The sequence below is a fragment of the Pseudomonas sp. GW822-FHT06B12 genome (assembly GCF_058799675.1).
The window spans coordinates 181,285-199,918 of record NZ_JBXALR010000003.1; the positions used below are offsets into that span (position 1 = coordinate 181,285).

Annotated in this window: 18 protein-coding genes; 13 read left to right on the forward strand and 5 right to left on the reverse strand. The window is 60.4% G+C overall.

The genetic code is table 11. The features are described 5' to 3' along the window. Position 1: 1 nt before the first annotated feature. Positions 2-2,125, reverse strand: a complete 2,124-nt coding sequence (locus AC1RKH_RS08235; RefSeq protein ID WP_493063634.1) for a TonB-dependent receptor plug domain-containing protein — start codon at positions 2,123-2,125, stop codon at positions 2-4. Between the two features lie 197 nt (positions 2,126-2,322). On the opposite strand from AC1RKH_RS08235, the gene AC1RKH_RS08240 reads away from it, so the two are divergent. From AC1RKH_RS08240 to AC1RKH_RS08285, 10 genes are all read left to right on the forward strand, one after another. Further along, the gene (locus tag AC1RKH_RS08240) at positions 2,323-3,348 is read left to right on the forward strand and encodes an NAD(P)H-dependent glycerol-3-phosphate dehydrogenase (RefSeq protein ID WP_123423251.1); all 1,026 of its coding nucleotides are present in this window, start codon (positions 2,323-2,325) and stop codon (positions 3,346-3,348) included. 31 nt (positions 3,349-3,379) lie between these two features. Then, positions 3,380-3,727 (forward strand): DUF4389 domain-containing protein, encoded by a 348-nt coding sequence (locus AC1RKH_RS08245; protein WP_493063633.1) that lies wholly within the window; start codon positions 3,380-3,382, stop codon positions 3,725-3,727. Further along, on the forward strand, positions 3,724-4,173 hold the full coding sequence (sixA, locus tag AC1RKH_RS08250) for a phosphohistidine phosphatase SixA (RefSeq protein WP_493063632.1): 450 nt from the start codon (positions 3,724-3,726) through the stop codon (positions 4,171-4,173). The genes AC1RKH_RS08245 and sixA overlap by 4 nt, the downstream gene beginning before the upstream one ends. Positions 4,174-4,295: 122 nt before the next feature. Next, the gene (locus AC1RKH_RS08255; RefSeq protein WP_493063631.1) at positions 4,296-5,963 is read left to right on the forward strand and encodes an AMP-binding protein; all 1,668 of its coding nucleotides are present in this window, start codon (positions 4,296-4,298) and stop codon (positions 5,961-5,963) included. Between the two features lie 30 nt (positions 5,964-5,993). Then, positions 5,994-6,437 (forward strand): hotdog fold thioesterase, encoded by a 444-nt coding sequence (locus AC1RKH_RS08260; RefSeq protein ID WP_493063630.1) that lies wholly within the window; start codon positions 5,994-5,996, stop codon positions 6,435-6,437. A 125-nt stretch (positions 6,438-6,562) separates the two neighbouring features. Continuing rightward, entirely contained in the window at positions 6,563-7,369 is an 807-nt protein-coding gene (locus tag AC1RKH_RS08265) for an alpha/beta fold hydrolase (RefSeq protein WP_493063629.1), read from the forward strand. Beyond that, positions 7,366-8,217 (forward strand): alpha/beta hydrolase, encoded by an 852-nt coding sequence (locus AC1RKH_RS08270; RefSeq protein WP_493063628.1) that lies wholly within the window; start codon positions 7,366-7,368, stop codon positions 8,215-8,217. Before AC1RKH_RS08265 ends, AC1RKH_RS08270 begins: the two co-directional genes overlap by 4 nt. Positions 8,218-8,267: 50 nt before the next feature. Further along, positions 8,268-8,927 carry a glutathione S-transferase family protein gene (locus tag AC1RKH_RS08275; RefSeq protein ID WP_493063627.1) on the forward strand — a complete coding sequence of 220 codons (660 nt, stop codon included), beginning with the start codon at positions 8,268-8,270 and terminating at the stop codon, positions 8,925-8,927. Between the two features lie 23 nt (positions 8,928-8,950). Next, positions 8,951-9,757 (forward strand): DUF4892 domain-containing protein, encoded by an 807-nt coding sequence (locus AC1RKH_RS08280; protein WP_493063626.1) that lies wholly within the window; start codon positions 8,951-8,953, stop codon positions 9,755-9,757. A 73-nt stretch (positions 9,758-9,830) separates the two neighbouring features. After that, positions 9,831-10,883: an AI-2E family transporter gene (locus AC1RKH_RS08285; RefSeq protein WP_493063625.1), complete on the forward strand. Its 1,053-nt coding sequence runs from the start codon at positions 9,831-9,833 to the stop codon at positions 10,881-10,883. A gap of 116 nt (positions 10,884-10,999) precedes the next feature. Here AC1RKH_RS08285 and xopAW read toward each other — a convergent pair whose 3' ends face one another. The 3 genes from xopAW to AC1RKH_RS08300 form a co-directional block, all read right to left on the reverse strand. Then, positions 11,000-11,788 carry a XopAW family type III secretion system calcium-binding effector gene (gene xopAW, locus AC1RKH_RS08290; protein ID WP_493063624.1) on the reverse strand — a complete coding sequence of 263 codons (789 nt, stop codon included), beginning with the start codon at positions 11,786-11,788 and terminating at the stop codon, positions 11,000-11,002. A 113-nt stretch (positions 11,789-11,901) separates the two neighbouring features. Next, entirely contained in the window at positions 11,902-12,939 is a 1,038-nt protein-coding gene (locus AC1RKH_RS08295; protein ID WP_123423239.1) for a sensor histidine kinase, read from the reverse strand. Further along, positions 12,939-13,703 (reverse strand): response regulator, encoded by a 765-nt coding sequence (locus tag AC1RKH_RS08300; RefSeq protein ID WP_493063623.1) that lies wholly within the window; start codon positions 13,701-13,703, stop codon positions 12,939-12,941. Before AC1RKH_RS08300 ends, AC1RKH_RS08295 begins: the two co-directional genes overlap by 1 nt. 305 nt (positions 13,704-14,008) lie before the next feature. Between AC1RKH_RS08300 and pyrF the strand changes: the two genes are divergently transcribed. After that, positions 14,009-14,707: an orotidine-5'-phosphate decarboxylase gene (gene pyrF / locus AC1RKH_RS08305; RefSeq protein ID WP_493063622.1), complete on the forward strand. Its 699-nt coding sequence runs from the start codon at positions 14,009-14,011 to the stop codon at positions 14,705-14,707. A 138-nt stretch (positions 14,708-14,845) separates the two neighbouring features. Here pyrF and AC1RKH_RS08310 read toward each other — a convergent pair whose 3' ends face one another. After that, positions 14,846-15,850 (reverse strand): NADP-dependent oxidoreductase, encoded by a 1,005-nt coding sequence (locus AC1RKH_RS08310; RefSeq protein ID WP_123423235.1) that lies wholly within the window; start codon positions 15,848-15,850, stop codon positions 14,846-14,848. Positions 15,851-16,082: 232 nt separating this feature from the next. Between AC1RKH_RS08310 and AC1RKH_RS08315 the strand changes: the two genes are divergently transcribed. Beyond that, positions 16,083-16,844: an SDR family oxidoreductase gene (locus AC1RKH_RS08315; protein WP_123423234.1), complete on the forward strand. Its 762-nt coding sequence runs from the start codon at positions 16,083-16,085 to the stop codon at positions 16,842-16,844. 227 nt (positions 16,845-17,071) lie between these two features. Further along, positions 17,072-18,478 carry an aminotransferase-like domain-containing protein gene (locus AC1RKH_RS08320; RefSeq protein ID WP_493063621.1) on the forward strand — a complete coding sequence of 469 codons (1,407 nt, stop codon included), beginning with the start codon at positions 17,072-17,074 and terminating at the stop codon, positions 18,476-18,478. Positions 18,479-18,634 lie beyond the last annotated feature (156 nt).

Below are 18,634 nucleotides of genomic sequence, written 5' to 3' on the forward strand. Positions count from 1 at the left end.
GTCAGAACTCTAACTCGGCGCTGAAGTAGAGCGCGTGGCGCGAGTCATAGTTGTTGTCGACGAAGGTGGTCGGCTGATTGTCGAGGCGTTGTTGCAGGATGCCGGCCAGTTCGAGGTTGGCCTTGCCCAGCGCAATGCGTTTGGCGATGCGCGTGTCGACACGTTCGAAGCGGTAGCCATTCAGTGCGTCGTCACCGTAGTAGAACAGCGCGCTATTCCAGCCGTCGCCCCAATCGCGCAGCCAACCGGCCGAGCCGCTGTTGCGCGCAGTGAATTGTGCATCCTGAGGGTTGCTGGCCTCGGCATCGACATAGGCGTAGGTCAGGCGCAGCCGGTCGGCGGCGCTGACGCGCCAGTCAAGCTGGGTTTCAGTGCCGCTGAAGCGCGAGGCATTGCTGTTGCTGGCAATGTACTGATTGTTGCGCAGCGGCTCGCTGATCATGTCGGTGATTTCGTCGTAGAACAGTTTCACGTCGACGTTCAGCCCAAGGTCAGCGAAGAAGCCGTTATACCCCAGTTCCCGCGAACGCATGTGTTCTTGATCGAGGTTGCCGGGACCACGGGTCTTGACGAAGTAACGGGCACTGGACTGACCGTAGGCAGCGGGACTGAGGTTGGTCACCTGGTAGCTCCAGTTGACGTTGTTCTCGAACATGTCGGGCGAGCGAATAGCCTCCGAATACACCGCACGCAGACCGTGACGAGGGTTGATCAGGTAATTGATCGCCACCCGTGGGGTTAGCGAATCGCCGATCAATTGGGTTTTTTCGTACATCGCACCGCCTTGCAGCAACCAGTGCTCGGTGGCACGCCACTCCAGTTGACCGAACAACCGCCAGATGGTGTCGTCTAGGGTGCCATTGAAGTACGTCTCTGAGTCGGCCCGGTCGTATCGATAGTTCATGCCACTGACCAATCGCAGACTGTCGGACAGGCTCAGGGTGTCCTGCAGTTCAAGGTCGTAACGCGACTCGCGGGTGCTCTGGTCGATGTCACCGCAGACCGTGCGTTTGGCGCCACCCTTCCATTGATCAAGCACCTGGTTGGCCAGCGTCTGCTCGGCGGGTGTGCCGCGCGGTGCCCCTGTGCCGGTATAGCTTTCCATGTGCCGCGCCAGTCGCTCGGAATAGTTGGGGTTGAGCTGCCAGAGTTCGGTGAGTTCAGGGCTGAAGGACACTTCGGCGTCGCAGGCGCGCCAGACCTGCTGACGATCCCAGTGCTGCGCCGAACCCTGGACGTAAAGACTGTGATCCGGATTGAGCTCCAGGTTCCAGCGCAACGAGCCGGCGTAATCCTTGGCTATCACGTCAGAGTTGTCGCCGGCCGAGGTAATCCCGGAAAACACCGGGCGGTAGGTATAAGGCCGCTGGTTGGTGCCGTCTTTGGCATTCAGTTGCCAATCGATGCTTTGCTGTTCGTTGAGCGTCTGGCTGACGGCCAGGTTGAAGCGGTTCAAGCGGCGACTGTCGCGGTAGTCCGCACCCCGGCGATCCGAGTCGAAACCGTGGTCTTCCTGACCGGACAGCGACAGGCGCAGGTCGCCGGTTTCCCAGCCGGTGCCCTGGCTGGCGTACCAGTCGTTGATGCCGCGTTCACCGCGGGTGACTTTCATCCGCGTGCCATGGCTGTTGGCCGGCGCGCGGGTGATGATATTAACCACTGCCATCAGCGCGTTGGCGCCATAGCTGACGGTGTTCGGGCCACGGAAAACCTCGATGCGCTCGATGTCCTCCATGGCCACCGGAATGTCGCTCCAGTCCACGGTCGCCAGGCCGGCGCGGTACACCGAGCGGCCGTCGATCAACACTTGCATGCGCCGTGCTTCGCTGGCATTGGTGCCGTGATAGTTCACCGCTGCCTGGTTGCCGCTGACGTTACCGACCATCATCCCCGGTACCAGCCGCAGCAATTCGCTGATGTCCCGGGCACCGCTGGCCTTGATCAACTCGCTGTCGATCACCGTCATGCTGCCGGGCACGGCGGCTGGCGACTGTTTCAGTCGGGTGGCGGTCAATACCTGGGGTAGCGGAGGGTTGTCGAGGAACAGGTCGTCGGCCAATAGCGGGTCGCTGAGCATCAACGCCAGAGCCAGCGATGAACGAAAGTGTGGGGGGCCAACAGACACGGAGCAGCCTTGATCGCGGTTGATTGCGGCGCATGTTAACCGAGCTGTTCGAGTTTTTCAGTCACGATGCCGGCATTTTCCTCGGATTTGGTGGTCTGCTTCCTACAAGTGCCGGTAATTGACACAGGGGCTGGCCGGCGCTGGACCGCTCCGTATAATGCGGTTATTGCCACTGGTATTGGATTAACGGATTACATATGACTGAACAGCGCCCGATTGCGGTCCTGGGAGGCGGAAGTTTTGGTACCGCCGTGGCTAATTTGTTGGCCGAGAACGGTCATCAGGTCCGGCAGTGGATGCGCGATCCTCAACAGGCCGAGGCCATTCGGGTCAACCGCGAGAATCCACGCTACCTCAAAGGCATCAAGGTTCACCCTGCGGTGGAGCCGGTCACCGACCTGCTGGCCACCCTGAATGATTGCGACCTGTGTTTCGTCGCACTGCCTTCCAATGCCCTGCGTTCGGTACTGGTGCCGTATGCCGAGCGCCTGAGTGGCAAGTTGCTGGTGAGCCTGACCAAAGGCATCGAAGCCCACACCTTCAAGCTGATGAGCGAAATTCTTCAGGAAATCGCCCCACAAGCGCGCATCGGCGTGTTGTCCGGGCCGAACCTGGCCCGTGAAGTGGCCGAACACGCGCTGACCGCCACGGTGGTCGCCAGTGAAGATGAAGAACTTTGTCAGCGGGTTCAGGCTGCGCTGCACGGTCGGACCTTTCGCGTGTACGCCAGTGCCGACCGTTATGGCGTGGAGCTGGGCGGGGCACTGAAAAACGTCTACGCGATCATCGCCGGGATGGCGGTGGCGTTGGGTATGGGCGAGAACACCAAGAGCATGCTGATCACCCGGGCATTGGCGGAAATGACCCGCTTCGCGGTGAATCAGGGCGCCAACCCGATGACTTTCCTCGGACTGGCCGGGGTAGGCGACCTGATCGTCACCTGTTCGTCACCGAAAAGCCGCAACTATCAAGTTGGTTTTGCTCTCGGCCAGGGCATGAGCCTGGAGGAGGCGGTGACGAGCCTTGGTGAAGTCGCCGAAGGCGTCAACACCCTCAAGGTGCTTAAGACCAAGGCACAGGAAGTCGGGGTTTACATGCCGTTGGTCGCTGGTTTGCATGCGATTCTGTTTGAAGGGCGCACGCTCAATCAGGTCATTGAACTGTTGATGCGCGGCGAGCCGAAAACCGATGTCGACTTTATCTCCACCAGCGGTTTCAACTGAGTAATCAATTCACAGGGGCAGGGAGCGAGACATGAACGATCCAAAAGTAGAAGCCAAGTACGAATCCATTCTGCTACGCGTGCTGTGGATGCTGGTGTATGTGCTGGTCTGGCAGGTCGCGCAATTTATCCTTGGCGCTGTGGTGCTGGTGCAGCTCATCTATCGGTTGATCTACGGCGCACCGAACGCCGGCCTGATGAACTTCGGTGACAGCCTCAGCCAGTTCCTGGCGCAGATCGGCCGTTTCGGCAGTTTCCACAGCGACCAGAAACCGTGGCCATTCGCCGACTGGCCAGCCCCGCGGACACCGGAAGGCGAGGCTCCGCACGCCGTACCGCCAGCGCCGCATCCGGCCCGTGATGAGGAGCCGAAGCTATGAAAGTCTGGGTGTTGCGCCACGGTGAAGCCGAGTCTCACGCCCGTAGCGACGCTGAGCGGGAGTTGACCGCGCAGGGTCGCGAAGAAGTGCTGCGCAGTGCCGCGCAACTGATCGGCCAGCCGATTCAGGCAATTATCGCCAGCCCGTATGTACGGGCGCAGCAGACTGCGCAATTGGTACGCGAGGCGCTGGGCTTCGAGCCGGAGATCCGCACCGAGGCATGGCTGGCGCCTGACAGCAATCCGTTGAGCGTCGTCGATCATCTCGACTCGGCGGATAACATCCTGTTGGTCAGCCATAACCCGCTGGTGGGGAGTTTGATCAGTTACTTGCAGCACGGCCATTTGCGTGAGCCGCAGCCGATGAGCACCGCCAGCCTGGCCGAGCTTGAGGCTGATTTACCGTTGGCCGGGGGCATGACGCTCAATAGCGTCAAGAACCCCTAGGTCAAAAGATCGCAGCCTGCGGATTGTGAGTACCACGTAGGAGCTGCCGCAGGCTGCGATCTTTTGATTTTGCCTGGTTGGACTACGCTTGCCGCCACACCGAACAAAAAGGAGCGCATCGCATGTCCGCCGCTTTTCGTTTGCCGCTGCAAGTGTTCTACGAGCGTGAAACTCGTCATCCCCGTCAGCGTTTTCTGGTCCAGCCAATTGGCGGTGGTCGGATTGAGACGCTGACCTGGGCCGACGTTGGCCACCAGGCGCGGTGCGCCGCTCACTGGCTGCGTGCCCGGGAGCTGCCCCAAGGCAGCCACATTGCCCTGATCTCGAAAAACTGCGCGCACTGGATCATCGCCGACCTGGCAATCTGGATGGCCGGGCATGTCTCCGTTCCGTTGTATCCCAACCTGACCGCCGACTCGGTGGCCCAGGTGCTTGAACACTCCGAAGCCGCGCTGGTGTTCATCGGCAAACTGGACGATTGGCCGGGCATGTCCCGGGGTGTCAAAGCTGATCTGCCGAGCATCAGCCTGCCGTTGTGTCCGGCGGGTGAATTCGATTTCAGTTGGGCCGACCTGCAGCGCAGTTCACCGATTCAGGATGATCCGACACCCGGCGCCGACCAGTTGGCGACGATTATCTACACCTCCGGCACCACCGGTTTGCCGAAAGGTGTGATGCACAGCTTCGGCAACCTGGGTTTCGCCACGACTCATGGCACGCAGCTGTTTGGTCTCGATGAGTCGGACCGCTTGTTGTCGTACCTGCCGCTGTGCCATGTCGCCGAACGGATGTTTGTCGAGCTGGCGTCGATCTACACCGGGCAAACGGTATTTTTTGCCGAAAGCCTCGACACCTTTCTCACCGATTTGCAGCGCGCGCGGCCGACGGCGTTGTTTGGCGTGCCGCGCATCTGGAGCAAATTTCAGATGGGCGTGTACAGCAAGATTCCGGCAAAGCGCCTCGACTTTCTCCTTGGCTTGCCGATCATCGGCAAGCGGATCGGGCACAAGGTGCTCGCAGGTTTGGGGCTGGATGCCTTGCGTATTGCCTTGTCGGGCGCTGCGCCGGTGCCGCCGGCCTTGTTGCACTGGTACAAGCGCCTTGGGCTGGAGGTGCTAGAGGTCTACGGCATGACCGAAAGCTGCGGTTACTCCCATATTTGCCTGCCGGGCCAGAACAAGCCTGGCTGGATCGGCAAACCGTGCCCGGAGGTGGAGGTGCGGATCGAGGACTCGGGTGAAGTGCTGGTGCGCAGTGGCGCGACCATGCTCGGCTATTTCAAGGAGCTGCAGAAAACTGCTGAGACGATCACCGAGGACGGCTTTCTGCGCACCGGTGACAAGGGCGAACAGGACGCCGAAGGCAACTTGCGTCTGACCGGGCGACTCAAGGAGATTTTCAAGACCAGCAAGGGCAAATACGTAGCACCGGCGCCGATTGAAAACCGTCTGGCGGTGCATTCACGCATCGAGCAGGTGTGTGTGGTCGGCGACGGTCTGAGTGCGCCACTGGGGCTGTGCGTGCTCTCGGCAGTGGGTTTGCGGGACGCCGCCAGCGTGGCGCGCAATGCCTTGCAGTCGAGCCTGGAAAGCTTGCTCGAAGAGGTCAACGGCGCCCTCGACAAACACGAACGCTTGCGCCAACTGGTGGTAGTCAAGGACAGTTGGGCGGTGGAAAACGGCTTTCTCACGCCGACCTTGAAGATCAAGCGCAACGTGATTGAAGCAGCGTATGGCGCACGGTTCGAAGAGTGGAGTGCACGCAGCGAAGCCGTGTTGTGGCAGGATTGACCTGAACTAAAACCAACGAAGGATGCAGCGATGAGTCTGTGGCGTACCGCTCCCAACATTGAACAGTTGAACGCGATTCAGAAAAACACTATCGGCGAAGTGCTGGATATACGCTTCGAGGCGTTTGATGATGAATCGTTGACCGCCAGCATGGTCGTCGACCATCGCACCCATCAGCCTTACGGTTTGTTGCATGGCGGCGCCTCGGTGGTGCTGGCCGAAACCGTCGGCTCCATGGCCAGCTTCCTGTGCATCGACACCAGCAAATTCTATTGCGTGGGCCTGGAAATCAACGCCAACCACTTGCGCGGCCTGCGCAGCGGTCGGGTGACGGCGGTGGCCAAGCCGATCCACATCGGCCGCACCACGCACGTCTGGGATATTCGCTTGAGCAGCGATGAAGGCAAGGCCAGTTGCGTGTCGCGGTTGACCATGGCGGTGGTGCCACTGGGTGAAACGCCGCCGGCTCGCTAAACCTGAAGATCAAAAGATCGCAGCCTTCGGCAGCTCCTACCACTCTTCTTGGCAGTTACGGTCATTGCTGTGAGCGTGCGTCTTACGGACAATCAACACCTGATTTCGTTTATGGACGCGCCGTTATGTCGCAGCAGATATTTTTCGCCCATGCCAATGGCTTTCCTTCAGGCACTTACGGCAAGTTGTTTGCCGCGCTGGCGCCGGAGTACCAGGTCGCGCATCTGCAGCAGCACGCCCATGACCCACGGTTCCCGGCCGACGATAACTGGTACAACCTGGTGGATGAACTGATCCATCACCTTCAGCTGCAACCCGAACCAGTGTGGGGCGTTGGCCATTCCTTTGGTGGCGTTTTGCACCTGCACGCGGCGCTGCGTTGCCCTGAACTGTATCGCGGCGTGGTGATGCTGGATTCACCGGTGCTGACCCGCCCCGATCAGTGGGTCATCCGCGCGGCCAAGCATTTTGGCTTTATCGATCGCTTGACCCCGGCTGGCCGCACCTTGGGGCGTCGCGAGGAGTTCGCGGACCTGGAATCGGCGCGCAGTTATTTCGCCGGTAAAACCCTGTTTCGCGGCTTCGACCCGGAATGCTTCGATGCCTATTTGCAACACGGCCTGCACAAGGTCGGTGATCGCCTGCGCCTGCGCTTCGATCCTGCCACCGAGATCAGCATCTACCGTGGCGTGCCGCACATCAGTCCAGGCCGTCCTCGCCAGTTGAAAGTGCCGCTGGCGGTGGTTCGTGGCCGGCAGAGCCGGGTGGTGATGCGCCATCACGCAAGCTTCGTGGGGCGTTTGCCGCAAGGCGAGTCGTTGACGATGCCCGGCGGCCACATGTTTCCCCTCGAACGTCCGCAAGACACCGCGACGTTGCTGAAAAGCCTGTTCAGCCGTTGGGAAGGGCGCAGCGAACGGAGTTGCGCATGAGCAACGTCGAAGAAGTTCGTTTGAGCCTGCCGCATATCGAGTTGGCCGCGCACTTGTTCGGCCCCGAAGATGGCCTGCCGGTGATTGCCTTGCACGGTTGGCTCGACAACGCCAACAGCTTTGCGCGCCTGGCGCCCAAACTTGAAGGTTTGCGGATTGTCGCGCTGGATATGGCCGGCCACGGGCATTCCGGGCATCGGCCGTTGGGCGCCGGTTATGCGTTGTGGGATTACGCTCACGACGTGCTGCAAGTCGCCGAGCAGATGGGCTGGAAGCGTTTTGCGCTGCTGGGTCACTCCATGGGCGCGATCGTTTCGGTGGTGCTCGCCGGTGCCCTGCCTGAGCGCGTGACGCACCTGGCGCTGATCGATGGGGTGATTCCGCCCACCGCCGCTCATGACAACGCCGCCGAACGCATGGGCATGGCCCTGCAAGCGCAGCTGGACCTGCAAGAAAAGCGCAAACCGGTTTACAACACCCTGGATCGAGCCATCGAAGCGCGCATGAAAGGCTTGGTCGCGGTCAGTCGTGAAGCCGCTGAATTACTCGCTCAGCGTGGATTGATGCCAGTGCCGGGCGGCTACACCTGGCGTACCGACAGTCGCCTGACGCTGGCGTCCCCACTGCGTCTGTCAGATGAACAGGCAATGTCCTTCGTTCAGCGCATCGGTTGTCCCACACAGCTAGTGATTGCCGCTGATGGCATGCTCGCCAAACATCCAGAATTGCTGGAGCGTCTACCCTTTAGCCGTGAACAGCTGCCTGGCGGCCATCATTTGCACCTGAATGACGAGCCCGGCGCCGCCCTTGTTGCAGACTGTTTCAATCGGTTCTTCGCCGTTCCTTGACTTGCAGCGGGCAACTGTCGAGGCTGTGCGGGTTGAAATGGGAGACAACCATGATAGATCTCTACACTGCTGCGACCCCGAATGGCCACAAGGTCTCTATCGTGCTCGAGGAACTCGGCATGCCCTACACGGTGCATGCCTTGAGTTTCGACAAGAAGGAACAAAAGGCTCCAGAGTTTCTCAAGATCAATCCCAATGGCCGGATCCCGGCGATTGTCGACCGTGCCAACGGTGATTTCACCGTATTCGAATCCGGCGCGATCCTCATCTATCTGGCAGAGCTGAGTGGAAAACTGCTGCCCAAAGACCCGAAAGGGCGCTCGGTGGCGATCCAGTGGCTGATGTTCCAGATGGGCGGCATTGGCCCGATGCAGGGCCAGGCCAACGTGTTTTTCCGTTACTTCCCGGAAAAGCTTCAGGGCGCCATCGACCGCTATCAGCATGAAACCCGGCGTTTGTATGAAGTGCTGAACACGCGTCTGGAAACCGTCGAGTACCTGGCCGATGAGTACAGCATTGCTGATATCGCCACGTATCCGTGGGTTCGTGGCTATGAATGGTCCGGTGTTTCGGTAGACGGTCTACCTGACTTGCAGCGCTGGATGGCCGCGATGGAGGCCCGTCCAGCGGTGCAGCGTGGCTTGCAGGTCCCGCCGCGTACCGAAGATGCCGATGTGGTCAAAGGCGCCCAGGCCATGCTGATCCGATGAGAGTACCTTCAAGGTTGAAAAGCATGCGTTTGATCGGTTTGTTGGGGCTGGGGTGTTTCAGTTCGCTGGTGTTTGCCGTCGATGTACCTGGAAGTCACGATTTGCCACTGGTGCCGCGTCTGGCCGATGCGCAGATCGTCGACTATCGCCCGGCGGCTGAGCTTGAACGGATCTATCCCGTTGGCTCGGTCCGCAAAATCAGCGGCCAGCTGCGTTTTGATGGTCAGGTCAGCGCCCGTGGAAAAGTAACGTCGGTGACCTACGAGTTGCCGCCGGAGCACTCATCCACCGAGGCCTTCACCGCCGCTCGCGAAGCCTTGCAGAAACAGGGCGCCGAGCTGTTGTTCTGGTGCCAGGCCCGCGATTGCGGCGAAAGCAGCCTGTGGGCCAATCAAGTGTTCGGCAACGCAAAACTCTATGGTGCCGACGATCAACAGGCTTATCTGCTGCTGCGACTCGCGGCACCGCAGGATAACTCGCTGGTGGCGCTTTACAGCATCACTCGCGGTAATCGAAAAGCCTATCTGCATGTCGAGCAATTCGAGGCCAGTACGCCGCTGGGCGAGTTGTTGCCGACTTCGGCGACCCTGTTGCGTCAACTCAAGGACACCGGCGTGCTGGATCTGCCGCGTCTGACGGGTGATCCGCAAGCGGTTTGGCTGACGTTGCTGTCGCGTGGCTTGAACCTCGATACCACCTTGCGCGTCAGTGTTTCCGGAATCAACGCCGAGGCCTGGCGTCAGGCGCTGGTCGGGCAGGGCGTGCGTGCGGCGCGGATGGAGCTTGGCAACGTGCCAGCAACCGGCCTGCACATCGAGTTCCTGCGCTAGGCTTTTCCCTTTGGCGAACGTGCCATTGGCCGTTCGCCTACTCTTTGTTGGTTGACCTTGCTCGAGACATTTCATGCTCAATAACGATCGACTGTTGGTGCAGATCCTGCTCCTGGTGTTGTTCGGTGCCAGCTTCTGGGTGATGGCGCCCTTCTGGTCGGCGCTGTTCTGGGGCGCGGTGCTGGCGTTTGCCAGTTGGCCGCTGATGCGCTTGCTGACCCGCTGGCTCCACGGTCGCGAATCCCTCGCGGCGGCGCTGCTGACGCTGGGCTGGATGGTGCTGGTGGCGGTGCCGTTGGTGTGGCTCGGTTTTAACCTGGCCGATCATGTGCGCGATGCCACGGTATTCATCAAGGACGTGCAGGTTGAAGGTTTGCCGGAAGCTCCGGTGTGGCTGGCCGGGATTCCGCTGGTGGGTGAGCGTCTGGTAGGACTCTGGAACAGCATTGACCAGCAAGGCGCAGCGCTGATGCTGGCGGTCAAACCCTATCTGGGGCAGGTCGGCAACTGGTTGCTGGCGCGCAGTGCGCAAATCGGCGGGGGGATTCTCGAGCTGACCTTGAGCATCGTTTTCGTGTTCTTTTTCTATCGGGACGGCCCGCGGCTGGCGACGTTCGTTCATCGTCTGCTGGAACGGCTGATCGGCGAGCGTGCCGGTTACTACATCGAACTGGTGGCCGGAACAGTGCAGCGGGTGGTCAATGGCGTCATCGGCACTGCCGCCGCCCAGGCGATCCTCGCGTTGATCGGCTTCCTGATTGCCGGTGTGCCCGGCGCGCTGGTGCTGGGTATCGTCACCTTCCTGCTCAGCCTGATTCCCATGGGCCCGCCGCTGGTGTGGATTCCGGCCACTGCCTGGCTGGCCTGGAAGGGCGAATACGGCCTGGCGGTGTTCCTCGGCATTTGGGGCACGTTCATCATCAGCGGTGTCGACAACGTGCTCAAACCTTACCTGATCAGCCGTGGCGGCAACTTGCCGCTGGTGATCGTGTTGCTTGGGGTGTTTGGCGGGTTGATCGCCTTTGGCTTTATCGGGTTGTTCATCGGCCCGACCCTGTTGGCCGTGGCGTACAGCCTGTTGATCGACTGGAGTAACAGTCAGGCGCGGATTGAAGAAAAGCGCTGATCACCTGTGGCGAGGGAGCTTGCTCCCGCTGGACTGCGTAGCAGTCCCATTTTTAGGGCCGCTTCGCGCCCCAGCGGGAGCAAGCTCCCTCGCCACAGGTTATGGGTTCAATAGCCTCAGGCTGCAGCGCTCAGGTTTTTGCTTGCGTTCAGCGAGTTGGTCTGTGAGTACTGCTGATTCATGCTGACGATCAACTTGCTCAGGGCCTCGGCGACGGCGCTTTGATCGATGGTGCCGCTGGTTTGGCTGCTGCCCGTTTGCAATGCCTTGAGCAGGGCTGCGCCATTGTCGGTGCTGCTGGTGGATGAGCTTGAAGCCAGGGCGCTGTTCAGTTCGCTGGCGCTGATACTGCCATCACCGTTTGTGTCGAGTTGACCAAACAAGGACTGGCTGGACAGTTGTTGCGGCGGCTGAGGCGGTGTGAGGGCGGCAACCAATTCGTCCTTGCTCACGGTCCCGTCGTTGTTCGTGTCCAGCGCGGCGAACAGGCTCTTGCTGTCGGCAGTGCTGCCGGCTTTCGTCAGGCCCGCGCTCAGCTCATCGCTGCTGATGCTGCCATTACCGTTGCTGTCCAGGAGACTGAGCATTGAGTCGGCCAGTTCCGTGCTGGGCGGCTGATCCTGATTGCTGCACTGTGACTGCGGGGTCATGGCGGCCATTTCAGTGCTGCTCAGGCCACCGCTGTTATCGGCATCCAGGCTGCTGAATTGCTGGCTCAGGCTGTTCAGTACGCGGCTGTCGCTTTTCTTCGCCAGGGCGGTGTTCAGTTCATCCTTGGAAACGGTTCCGTCGCCATTGGTGTCGAGCTTGGCGAACAGTTCTTTCTGACGCTGCTGGAGGCGGGCGGCATAGGCCGCACTGGTGGCGCTGGTATAGCTGGAGTTACTGCTGACGCTGCCGATCATGGGCTCACTCCCTGCGGATGGATAAAACCGGTGAAGGCACCGGCCCATGCAGCCTCGGGGGAGGAGTTGTCGTGGGTATGTGGAATTTGTACGAATCAGCACACAGAGGCTGTTCAGACCCTTGGCAGGCATACCACGGCGGTCAGACCGCCGCCCGGGGTTTCTTCCAGGCTTAACGCGCCGCCCAGCCGTTCGGCAGCTTCGCGCGCGATGGTCATGCCCAGGCCAACGCCGCCGGAGTTGCGATTGCGCGAGCCTTCCAGGCGATAGAAGGGTTCGAACACCGCTTCGCGTTTGTCGGCGGCGATACCGGGACCATGGTCGATCACTCGAATAATCAGCTGTTCGCGGCTGTCTTCAAGGTTGATCAGCGCCTGGCCGGCGTAACGCAAGGCATTGTCCAGCAAGTTGTTGATGCAGGACCGCAAGGCCATTGGCTGGACTTGCAAGGGCGCACAGTGCCCGCTGGCCAGCACGTCCGCGCCCTGGTCCTGGGCGTTTTCGCAGAGTGATTCGATCAGCGCCTGCACGTCCATCCACTGCAGGGCTTCGCTGGTACGTTGTTCGTGCAGGTAGCTGAGGGTTGCGTCGAGCATGCGAATCATGTCGTCGAGGTCCTGACGCATCTGCCCTTGCAGTTTGTCATCGTCGATCTGCTCCAGACGCAACTTGAGCCGCGAAAGGGGCGTGCGCAAATCATGGGAGACGGCGCCGAGCATGCGCGAGCGCTGCTGCACCTGTTCACGGATACGCTTTTGCATCAAGTTGAACGTGTGCGCCGCTTGCCGCGCTTCCCGTGGGCCGGATTCATCAAGCGGTGGGCTGTCGAGGTTTTCGCTGAGGCTCTCGGCGGCCGCGCTCAGGCGCTGAATCGGCCGGGAGAGCAGTTTCGCGCCGTACCAGGCGGCGATCACCAGCGAGATCATCTGAAAGGTCAGCGGTACGATCGGGCCGCCAAACCAGGGCCGCGGTGGTCTGTTTTTGAAGGGCGGCGGTTGCCCATTGAACCCGGCAGAAAACTCCGGCGGTGGAGGGGGCGGGGGATGGCCATAATGGTGGAACCAGAAGAACGCCAGCAGGTGCGCCAGGATAATCGCCAGCAACAGCACGCCAAACAGGCGGCCGAACAGCGTATCGAAGCGCGCACGCATCAGCCGATGTCTCGGGCGTCGAACAGGTAACCTTCGCCGCGAACGGTTTTGATCAGCGCAGGTGATTTGGGATCGTCACCCAGCTTTTGCCGCAAGCGCGAAACCAGCAAGTCGATACTGCGATCAAACGCTTCGATCGAGCGTCCACGGGCGGCATCCAGCAATTGTTCACGGCTGAGCACCCGTCGCGGGCGTTCGATGAAGACCCAGAGCAAGCGGAATTCGGCGTTCGACAGCGGCACCACCAGGCCATCGGCCGAGATCAACTGGCGCAGCACGCTGTTGAGGCGCCAGTTGTCGAAGCGGATGTTGGCGCGTTGTTCGGTACGGTCATCGCGCACACGGCGCAGGATGGTTTGAATCCGTGCGACCAGCTCCCGTGGCTCGAACGGCTTGGCCATGTAATCGTCGGCACCGAGTTCCAGGCCGATGATGCGGTCGGTGGGTTCGCAGCGGGCGGTGAGCATCAGGATCGGGATGTCCGATTCGGCGCGCAGCCAGCGGCACAGTGACAGACCGTCTTCGCCGGGCAGCATCAGGTCCAGCACCACTACGTCGTAATGCTCCGCTTGCAGCGCCAGGCGCATCGCGGCGCCATCGGTAACGCCACTGGCGTGGATGTTGAAACGGGCCAGGTAGTCGATCAGCAGTTCGCGGATCGGCACGTCATCGTCGACGATCAGTGCACGGGTGTTCCAGCGTTTGTCTTCGCCGGCTGCTGGGGCTTTTTGATCGTCGTTCAGAGGAGCGGGGCTATTATGCATGCGTACGTTCATCTGCCAGAGAGGCTGCCAACCACAAAAGATGGGCTGCGAGGTTGTGGCTTCAGCATAGGCGTCCGGCCGTGAGGCGGGAAGTGCTGTAGGAGGTCTTGCGGTTCGCGAGGCTAACCTTTGGCGGTGTTGAGGGCGTGTCGTGAGTGTATCGGACTCGACACAATTGCGCTGCCTGCGGGGTTTATCATCCGGTGTTCGGCACCGTTGAAGATGATTTACCGATCATCGGGTCCCGGACGGGCTCGCGTTCCGCTACAATGCGCGCCGATTTCGACTTGCCTGAGAGCCCACTCATGTCCGCCTGCCAGACTCCTATCATCGTCGCCCTGGATTTCCCTACCCGTGACGCCGCACTGAAGCTGGCCGACCAGTTGGACCCGAAACTGTGCCGGGTCAAAGTCGGTAAAGAACTGTTCACCAGTTGCGCTTCGGAAATCGTCGGGACCTTGCGTGACAAGGGTTTCGAGGTGTTTCTCGATCTTAAATTCCACGATATTCCGAACACCACCGCAATGGCCGTCAAGGCGGCTGCGGAAATGGGCGTGTGGATGGTCAACGTGCATTGCTCCGGCGGTCTGCGCATGATGGCAGCCTGTCGCGACGTGCTCGACCAGCGTAGCGGTCCAAAACCGCTGTTGATCGGTGTGACCGTGCTGACCAGTATGGAGCGTGAGGATCTGGCCGGGATTGGCCTGGACATCGAACCACAGGAGCAGGTATTGCGTCTGGCGGCACTGGCGGAAAAGGCCGGGATGGACGGTCTGGTGTGCTCGGCACTGGAAGCCAGGGCGTTGAAAACGGCGCATCCGTCGCTGCAACTGGTGACTCCGGGGATCCGTCCAGCCGGCAGTGCCCAGGACGATCAGCGCCGCATCCTGACGCCGCGCCAGGCACTGGATGCAGGTTCCGATTATCTGGTGATTGGTCGTCCGATCAGCCAGGCGGCTGATCCGGCCAAGGCCTTGGCCGACGTCGTGGCCGAACTGGCCTGATCAATCGCTGAAGATCCAAATGTGGGAGCGAGCTTGCTCGCGATGGGGCCATAACAGTCAGCATTGATGTTGAATGTCAGTCCGTCATCGCGAGCAAGCTCGCTCCCACAGGGTTTGCAGTATAAGTCAGGTGCTGGATTAAACCTTCAACACCAACTTGCCAAAGTTCTCCCCGCTGAACAGCTTCATCAGCGTTTCCGGGAACGTCTCCAGTCCTTCGACGATGTCTTCCTTGCTCTTGAGCTGCCCCTTGGCCATCCACCCGGCCATTTCCTGCCCGGCGGCGGCAAACTGCGCGGCATAGTCCATCACTACAAAGCCTTCCATTCGCGCACGGTTGACCAGCAGCGATAGATAATTGGCCGGACCTTTGACCGCTTCCTTGTTGTTGTACTGGCTGATGGCGCCGCAGATCACCACGCGAGCCTTCATGTTCAGACGGCTGAGCACGGCGTCGAGAATATCCCCGCCAACGTTATCGAAATACACATCTACCCCTTTCGGGCATTCGCGTTTGAGGCCGGCAACGACGTCTTCGTGCTTGTAGTCGATGGCACCGTCGAAACCCAGTTCATCGATCAGGAACTTGCACTTGTCCGCGCCGCCGGCGATACCCACCACGCGGCAGCCTTTGATCTTGGCAATCTGCCCGGCAACGCTGCCCACTGCGCCTGCCGCGCCCGACAGCACCACGGTGTCACCGGCTTTTGGAGCGCCAACGTCGAGCAGCGCGAAGTAAGCGGTCATGCCGGTCATGCCCAGCGCTGACAAATAGAGCGGCAATGGCGCCAGTTTCGGATCGACCTTGTAGAAACCTCGTGGCTCACCGAGGAAATAATCCTGCACACCCAGCGCACCGTTCACGTAGTCACCCACGGCAAAACCCGGGTTGTTCGAGGCAATCACCTTGCCCACGCCGAGCGCGCGCATGACTTCGCCGATGCCCACCGGCGGGATGTAGGACTTGCCTTCGTTCATCCAGCCACGCATGGCCGGGTCCAGCGACAGGTACTCGTTCTTGACCAGGATCTGGCCCGCCACCGGTTCGCCGACCGGGACTTGCTGATAGGTGAAGGTCTCGCGGTTCGCAGCTCCCACCGGGCGTTTGGCGAGCAGGAACTGACGGTTGGTCTGGGCGGTCATGGCGGGCACTCAAGGTTGAATGAAGTCTGATTGATAGACGCTCATGGCCGTTGTCGCAAGGTTTGCTGATGCAGCGAATACAGCCCGATCCAGCGGAGTGATAGTTGGATGGGGATATCCATCACTGCAACTCATAAGCAATCAACCGGCCCTCTGATAGTGCTGCCGCGTGACGGGGCCGGATGGCTAGACTGCGAAAACGCGATCACCCACATTTTTCGAGGACATAACAATGAGCATGACGTTTTCCGGCCAGGTAGCGTTGGTGACGGGTGCAGCCGCCGGTATTGGCCGCGCGACCGCCCAGGCGTTTGCCGCCGAAGGGTTGAAAGTGGTGGTCGCGGACCTCGATGTGGCGGGCGGCGAAGGCACCGTCGAGTTGATCCGGGCGGCCGGTGGCGAAGCGCTGTTCGTGCGTTGCAACGTGACCCTGGAAAGCGACGTACAAAATTTGATGGCCCAGGCGGTGAGCACTTACGGCCGCGTCGATTACGCCTTCAACAATGCCGGGATCGAAATCGAAAAGGGCAAGCTGGCCGAAGGCACCGTCGATGAGTTCGACGCGATCATGGGCGTCAACGTCAAAGGCGTCTGGCTGTGCATGAAGTACCAGCTGCCGCTGATGCTTGCCCAGGGTGGCGGCGCCATCGTCAATACCGCTTCGGTGGCGGGTCTCGGCGCGGCGCCGAAGATGAGCATCTACGCGGCGTCCAAGCATGCGGTCATCGGCCTGACCAAATCGGCGGCCATCGAATATGCGAAGAAGAAAATCCGCGTGAATGCGGTCTGTCCGGCGGTGATCGACACCGACATGTTCCGCCGCGCCTATGAGGCCGATCCGAAGAAAGCCGATTTCGCCGCCGCCATGCACCCGGTTGGACGTATCGGCAAGGTCGAGGAAATTGCCAGTGCGGTGCTGTACCTGTGCAGCGATGGTGCGGCGTTCACGACCGGTCACTCGCTGGCGGTGGACGGTGGGGTGACGGCGTTCTGATGGTTTGACGATAAGCCGTGCTTGCATGAGTGGAGCAGGCGGCAGTGACGTAGGAGAAAGCCCGCGCATTTAGGCGGGCTTTCTCATTGCGCGGTTTGCCTGCGGCGAATCACCGGACATTGTGTTTCAAAGGGTTAGAAGATCGCGTTTTGGCGGCGTTGTCGCACATCTTCATCAGAGCGCCTGTGCTTAACTGGCTCCAGAAAAACAGTTGGAGTTGGTCTCTCATGGAATTGAGAATCGATCGACAGGCGTTGGTGCCCGTCGTGCAGCAAATTGTTGACGCCCTGGCTGGCTGGATTCGCCAAAATGCCGTTGAGCCAGGAACGCGTTTGCCGTCTATTCGGCAATTGGCCCGGGATAACTTGCTCAGTCAGTCCAGTGTCATTGAAGCGTATGAACGCATGGTCGCCCAAGGCGTGCTTGCGTCGCGTCACGGCTCGGGCTTTTTCGTCGCCGGGCCTTTGGTTGCGACCTATCGTTGCGGTGATCAATCGGGCCCCGCGGGGGCTGACGCAAACAGCGTCTGGTTGGGCGATAGCCCGTTGGGCAAGCTGCCGCTAGGGCGCGGTGGTATGCCCGAAAGCTGGCGTGAAAGCGACGATCTCAGTTATGCCATTCGCCAGGTTTCTCGTACCGACATGGCTGGATTGTTCAACTACAGCACCTCGTATGGGTTGCCTGCCTTGCGCCAGCAGATTCTCAGGCGTCTGCAACAGATCAATATCTCCATCGATGAGAATCAGGTACTCACCACCGCGGGGGCCACTCACGGGCTTGACCTGATCGTACGGGCTCTGCTCAAGCCGGGTGATTGCGTGGTGGTCGAAAGTCCGGGCTATTCGAATCTGTTCGACCTGCTCAGGCTGCACGGCGTCAGAATGCTGGAGGTGCCACGCACCCCTCGCGGTCCGGACATTGAAGTCCTGGAGGCACTGTTGAGTGCGAATAATCCCCGCGCCTTGTTCATCAATAGCCTGTTCCACAATCCGACCGGCAGTAGCCTGGCACCCGCCGTTGCGCAACGGATTCTTGAGTTGGCGAAGCGTCATGAGCTCATCGTTATCGAAGATGACGTCTACGCTGATTTTCAGAGCAGTGTCGGTACTCGTCTGGCGGCGATGGACGCGGGGGAGAGCGTGGTCTATGTCGGCAGTTTTTCGAAAACCCTCAGCAGTTCGCTGCGGGTCGGTTATGTCGTGGCCAGCGCCGCAATCATTGCCCGCCTGGCAGAAGTGAAGATGATTACCAGCCTGGGGGCTTCGCGGTTTTGCGAGTCGGTGCTGAGCAGCCTGTTGGCCAATGGTGCCTATCGCAAACTGGTACAGCGTCAGCGTCAGCGTTTGAAGCGAGATATGGCGGCGACGTTGCTGGTGCTTGAAGACGCCGACTGGGAGGTGTTCGGCAAGCCCGCCGGTGGGTTGTACATTTGGGCCCGACCACGAGCGCACGAGCCGGCGCAGGTGCGCGCGCGGGCTCACGAATTCGGTATCGTGCTGTCCTCCCGAACGGCTTTCACTCCCGGTGGCGAGGCCAGCGACTGGTTACGCATCAATGTGGCTTATGCCAGTGATCCACGGGCACAGGCGTTTTTTCGGGCCTGCGGATTACCGGATCGACTTCGACCGTTCTGAAAACGACTTTTGCGTAGCTTTTTGCCATTATTGCGGCGGCAAAGACTTGTGCTTGAGTACGCCCCGTTGCGAACCTGCAACAACTGAAAATGGCCATGTTGCCATTGGGTATGGGAAGGGGGTTACGAGCAATGATTTCGGCCGTGCAAGGACGTT

Excerpts from the sequence above, each read along its gene's own strand:
- AC1RKH_RS08245 (WP_493063633.1), top strand. The coding sequence starts at position 3,380 with ATGAACGATCCAAAAGTAGAAGCCAAGTACGAATCCATTCTGCTACGC.
- AC1RKH_RS08275 (WP_493063627.1), top strand. The coding sequence starts at position 8,268 with ATGATAGATCTCTACACTGCTGCGACCCCGAATGGCCACAAGGTCTCT.
- AC1RKH_RS08240 (WP_123423251.1), top strand. The coding sequence starts at position 2,323 with ATGACTGAACAGCGCCCGATTGCGGTCCTGGGAGGCGGAAGTTTTGGT.
- AC1RKH_RS08260 (WP_493063630.1), top strand. The coding sequence starts at position 5,994 with ATGAGTCTGTGGCGTACCGCTCCCAACATTGAACAGTTGAACGCGATT.
- AC1RKH_RS08280 (WP_493063626.1), top strand. The coding sequence starts at position 8,951 with ATGCGTTTGATCGGTTTGTTGGGGCTGGGGTGTTTCAGTTCGCTGGTG.
- AC1RKH_RS08285 (WP_493063625.1), top strand. The coding sequence starts at position 9,831 with ATGCTCAATAACGATCGACTGTTGGTGCAGATCCTGCTCCTGGTGTTG.
- AC1RKH_RS08320 (WP_493063621.1), top strand. The coding sequence starts at position 17,072 with ATGGAATTGAGAATCGATCGACAGGCGTTGGTGCCCGTCGTGCAGCAA.
- AC1RKH_RS08255 (WP_493063631.1), top strand. The coding sequence starts at position 4,296 with ATGTCCGCCGCTTTTCGTTTGCCGCTGCAAGTGTTCTACGAGCGTGAA.
- AC1RKH_RS08315 (WP_123423234.1), top strand. The coding sequence starts at position 16,083 with ATGAGCATGACGTTTTCCGGCCAGGTAGCGTTGGTGACGGGTGCAGCC.
- sixA (WP_493063632.1), top strand. The coding sequence starts at position 3,724 with ATGAAAGTCTGGGTGTTGCGCCACGGTGAAGCCGAGTCTCACGCCCGT.
- AC1RKH_RS08270 (WP_493063628.1), top strand. The coding sequence starts at position 7,366 with ATGAGCAACGTCGAAGAAGTTCGTTTGAGCCTGCCGCATATCGAGTTG.
- AC1RKH_RS08295 (WP_123423239.1), bottom strand. The coding sequence starts at position 12,939 with ATGCGTGCGCGCTTCGATACGCTGTTCGGCCGCCTGTTTGGCGTGCTG.
- AC1RKH_RS08300 (WP_493063623.1), bottom strand. The coding sequence starts at position 13,703 with ATGCATAATAGCCCCGCTCCTCTGAACGACGATCAAAAAGCCCCAGCA.
- pyrF (WP_493063622.1), top strand. The coding sequence starts at position 14,009 with ATGTCCGCCTGCCAGACTCCTATCATCGTCGCCCTGGATTTCCCTACC.
- xopAW (WP_493063624.1), bottom strand. The coding sequence starts at position 11,788 with ATGATCGGCAGCGTCAGCAGTAACTCCAGCTATACCAGCGCCACCAGT.
- AC1RKH_RS08265 (WP_493063629.1), top strand. The coding sequence starts at position 6,563 with ATGTCGCAGCAGATATTTTTCGCCCATGCCAATGGCTTTCCTTCAGGC.
- AC1RKH_RS08310 (WP_123423235.1), bottom strand. The coding sequence starts at position 15,850 with ATGACCGCCCAGACCAACCGTCAGTTCCTGCTCGCCAAACGCCCGGTG.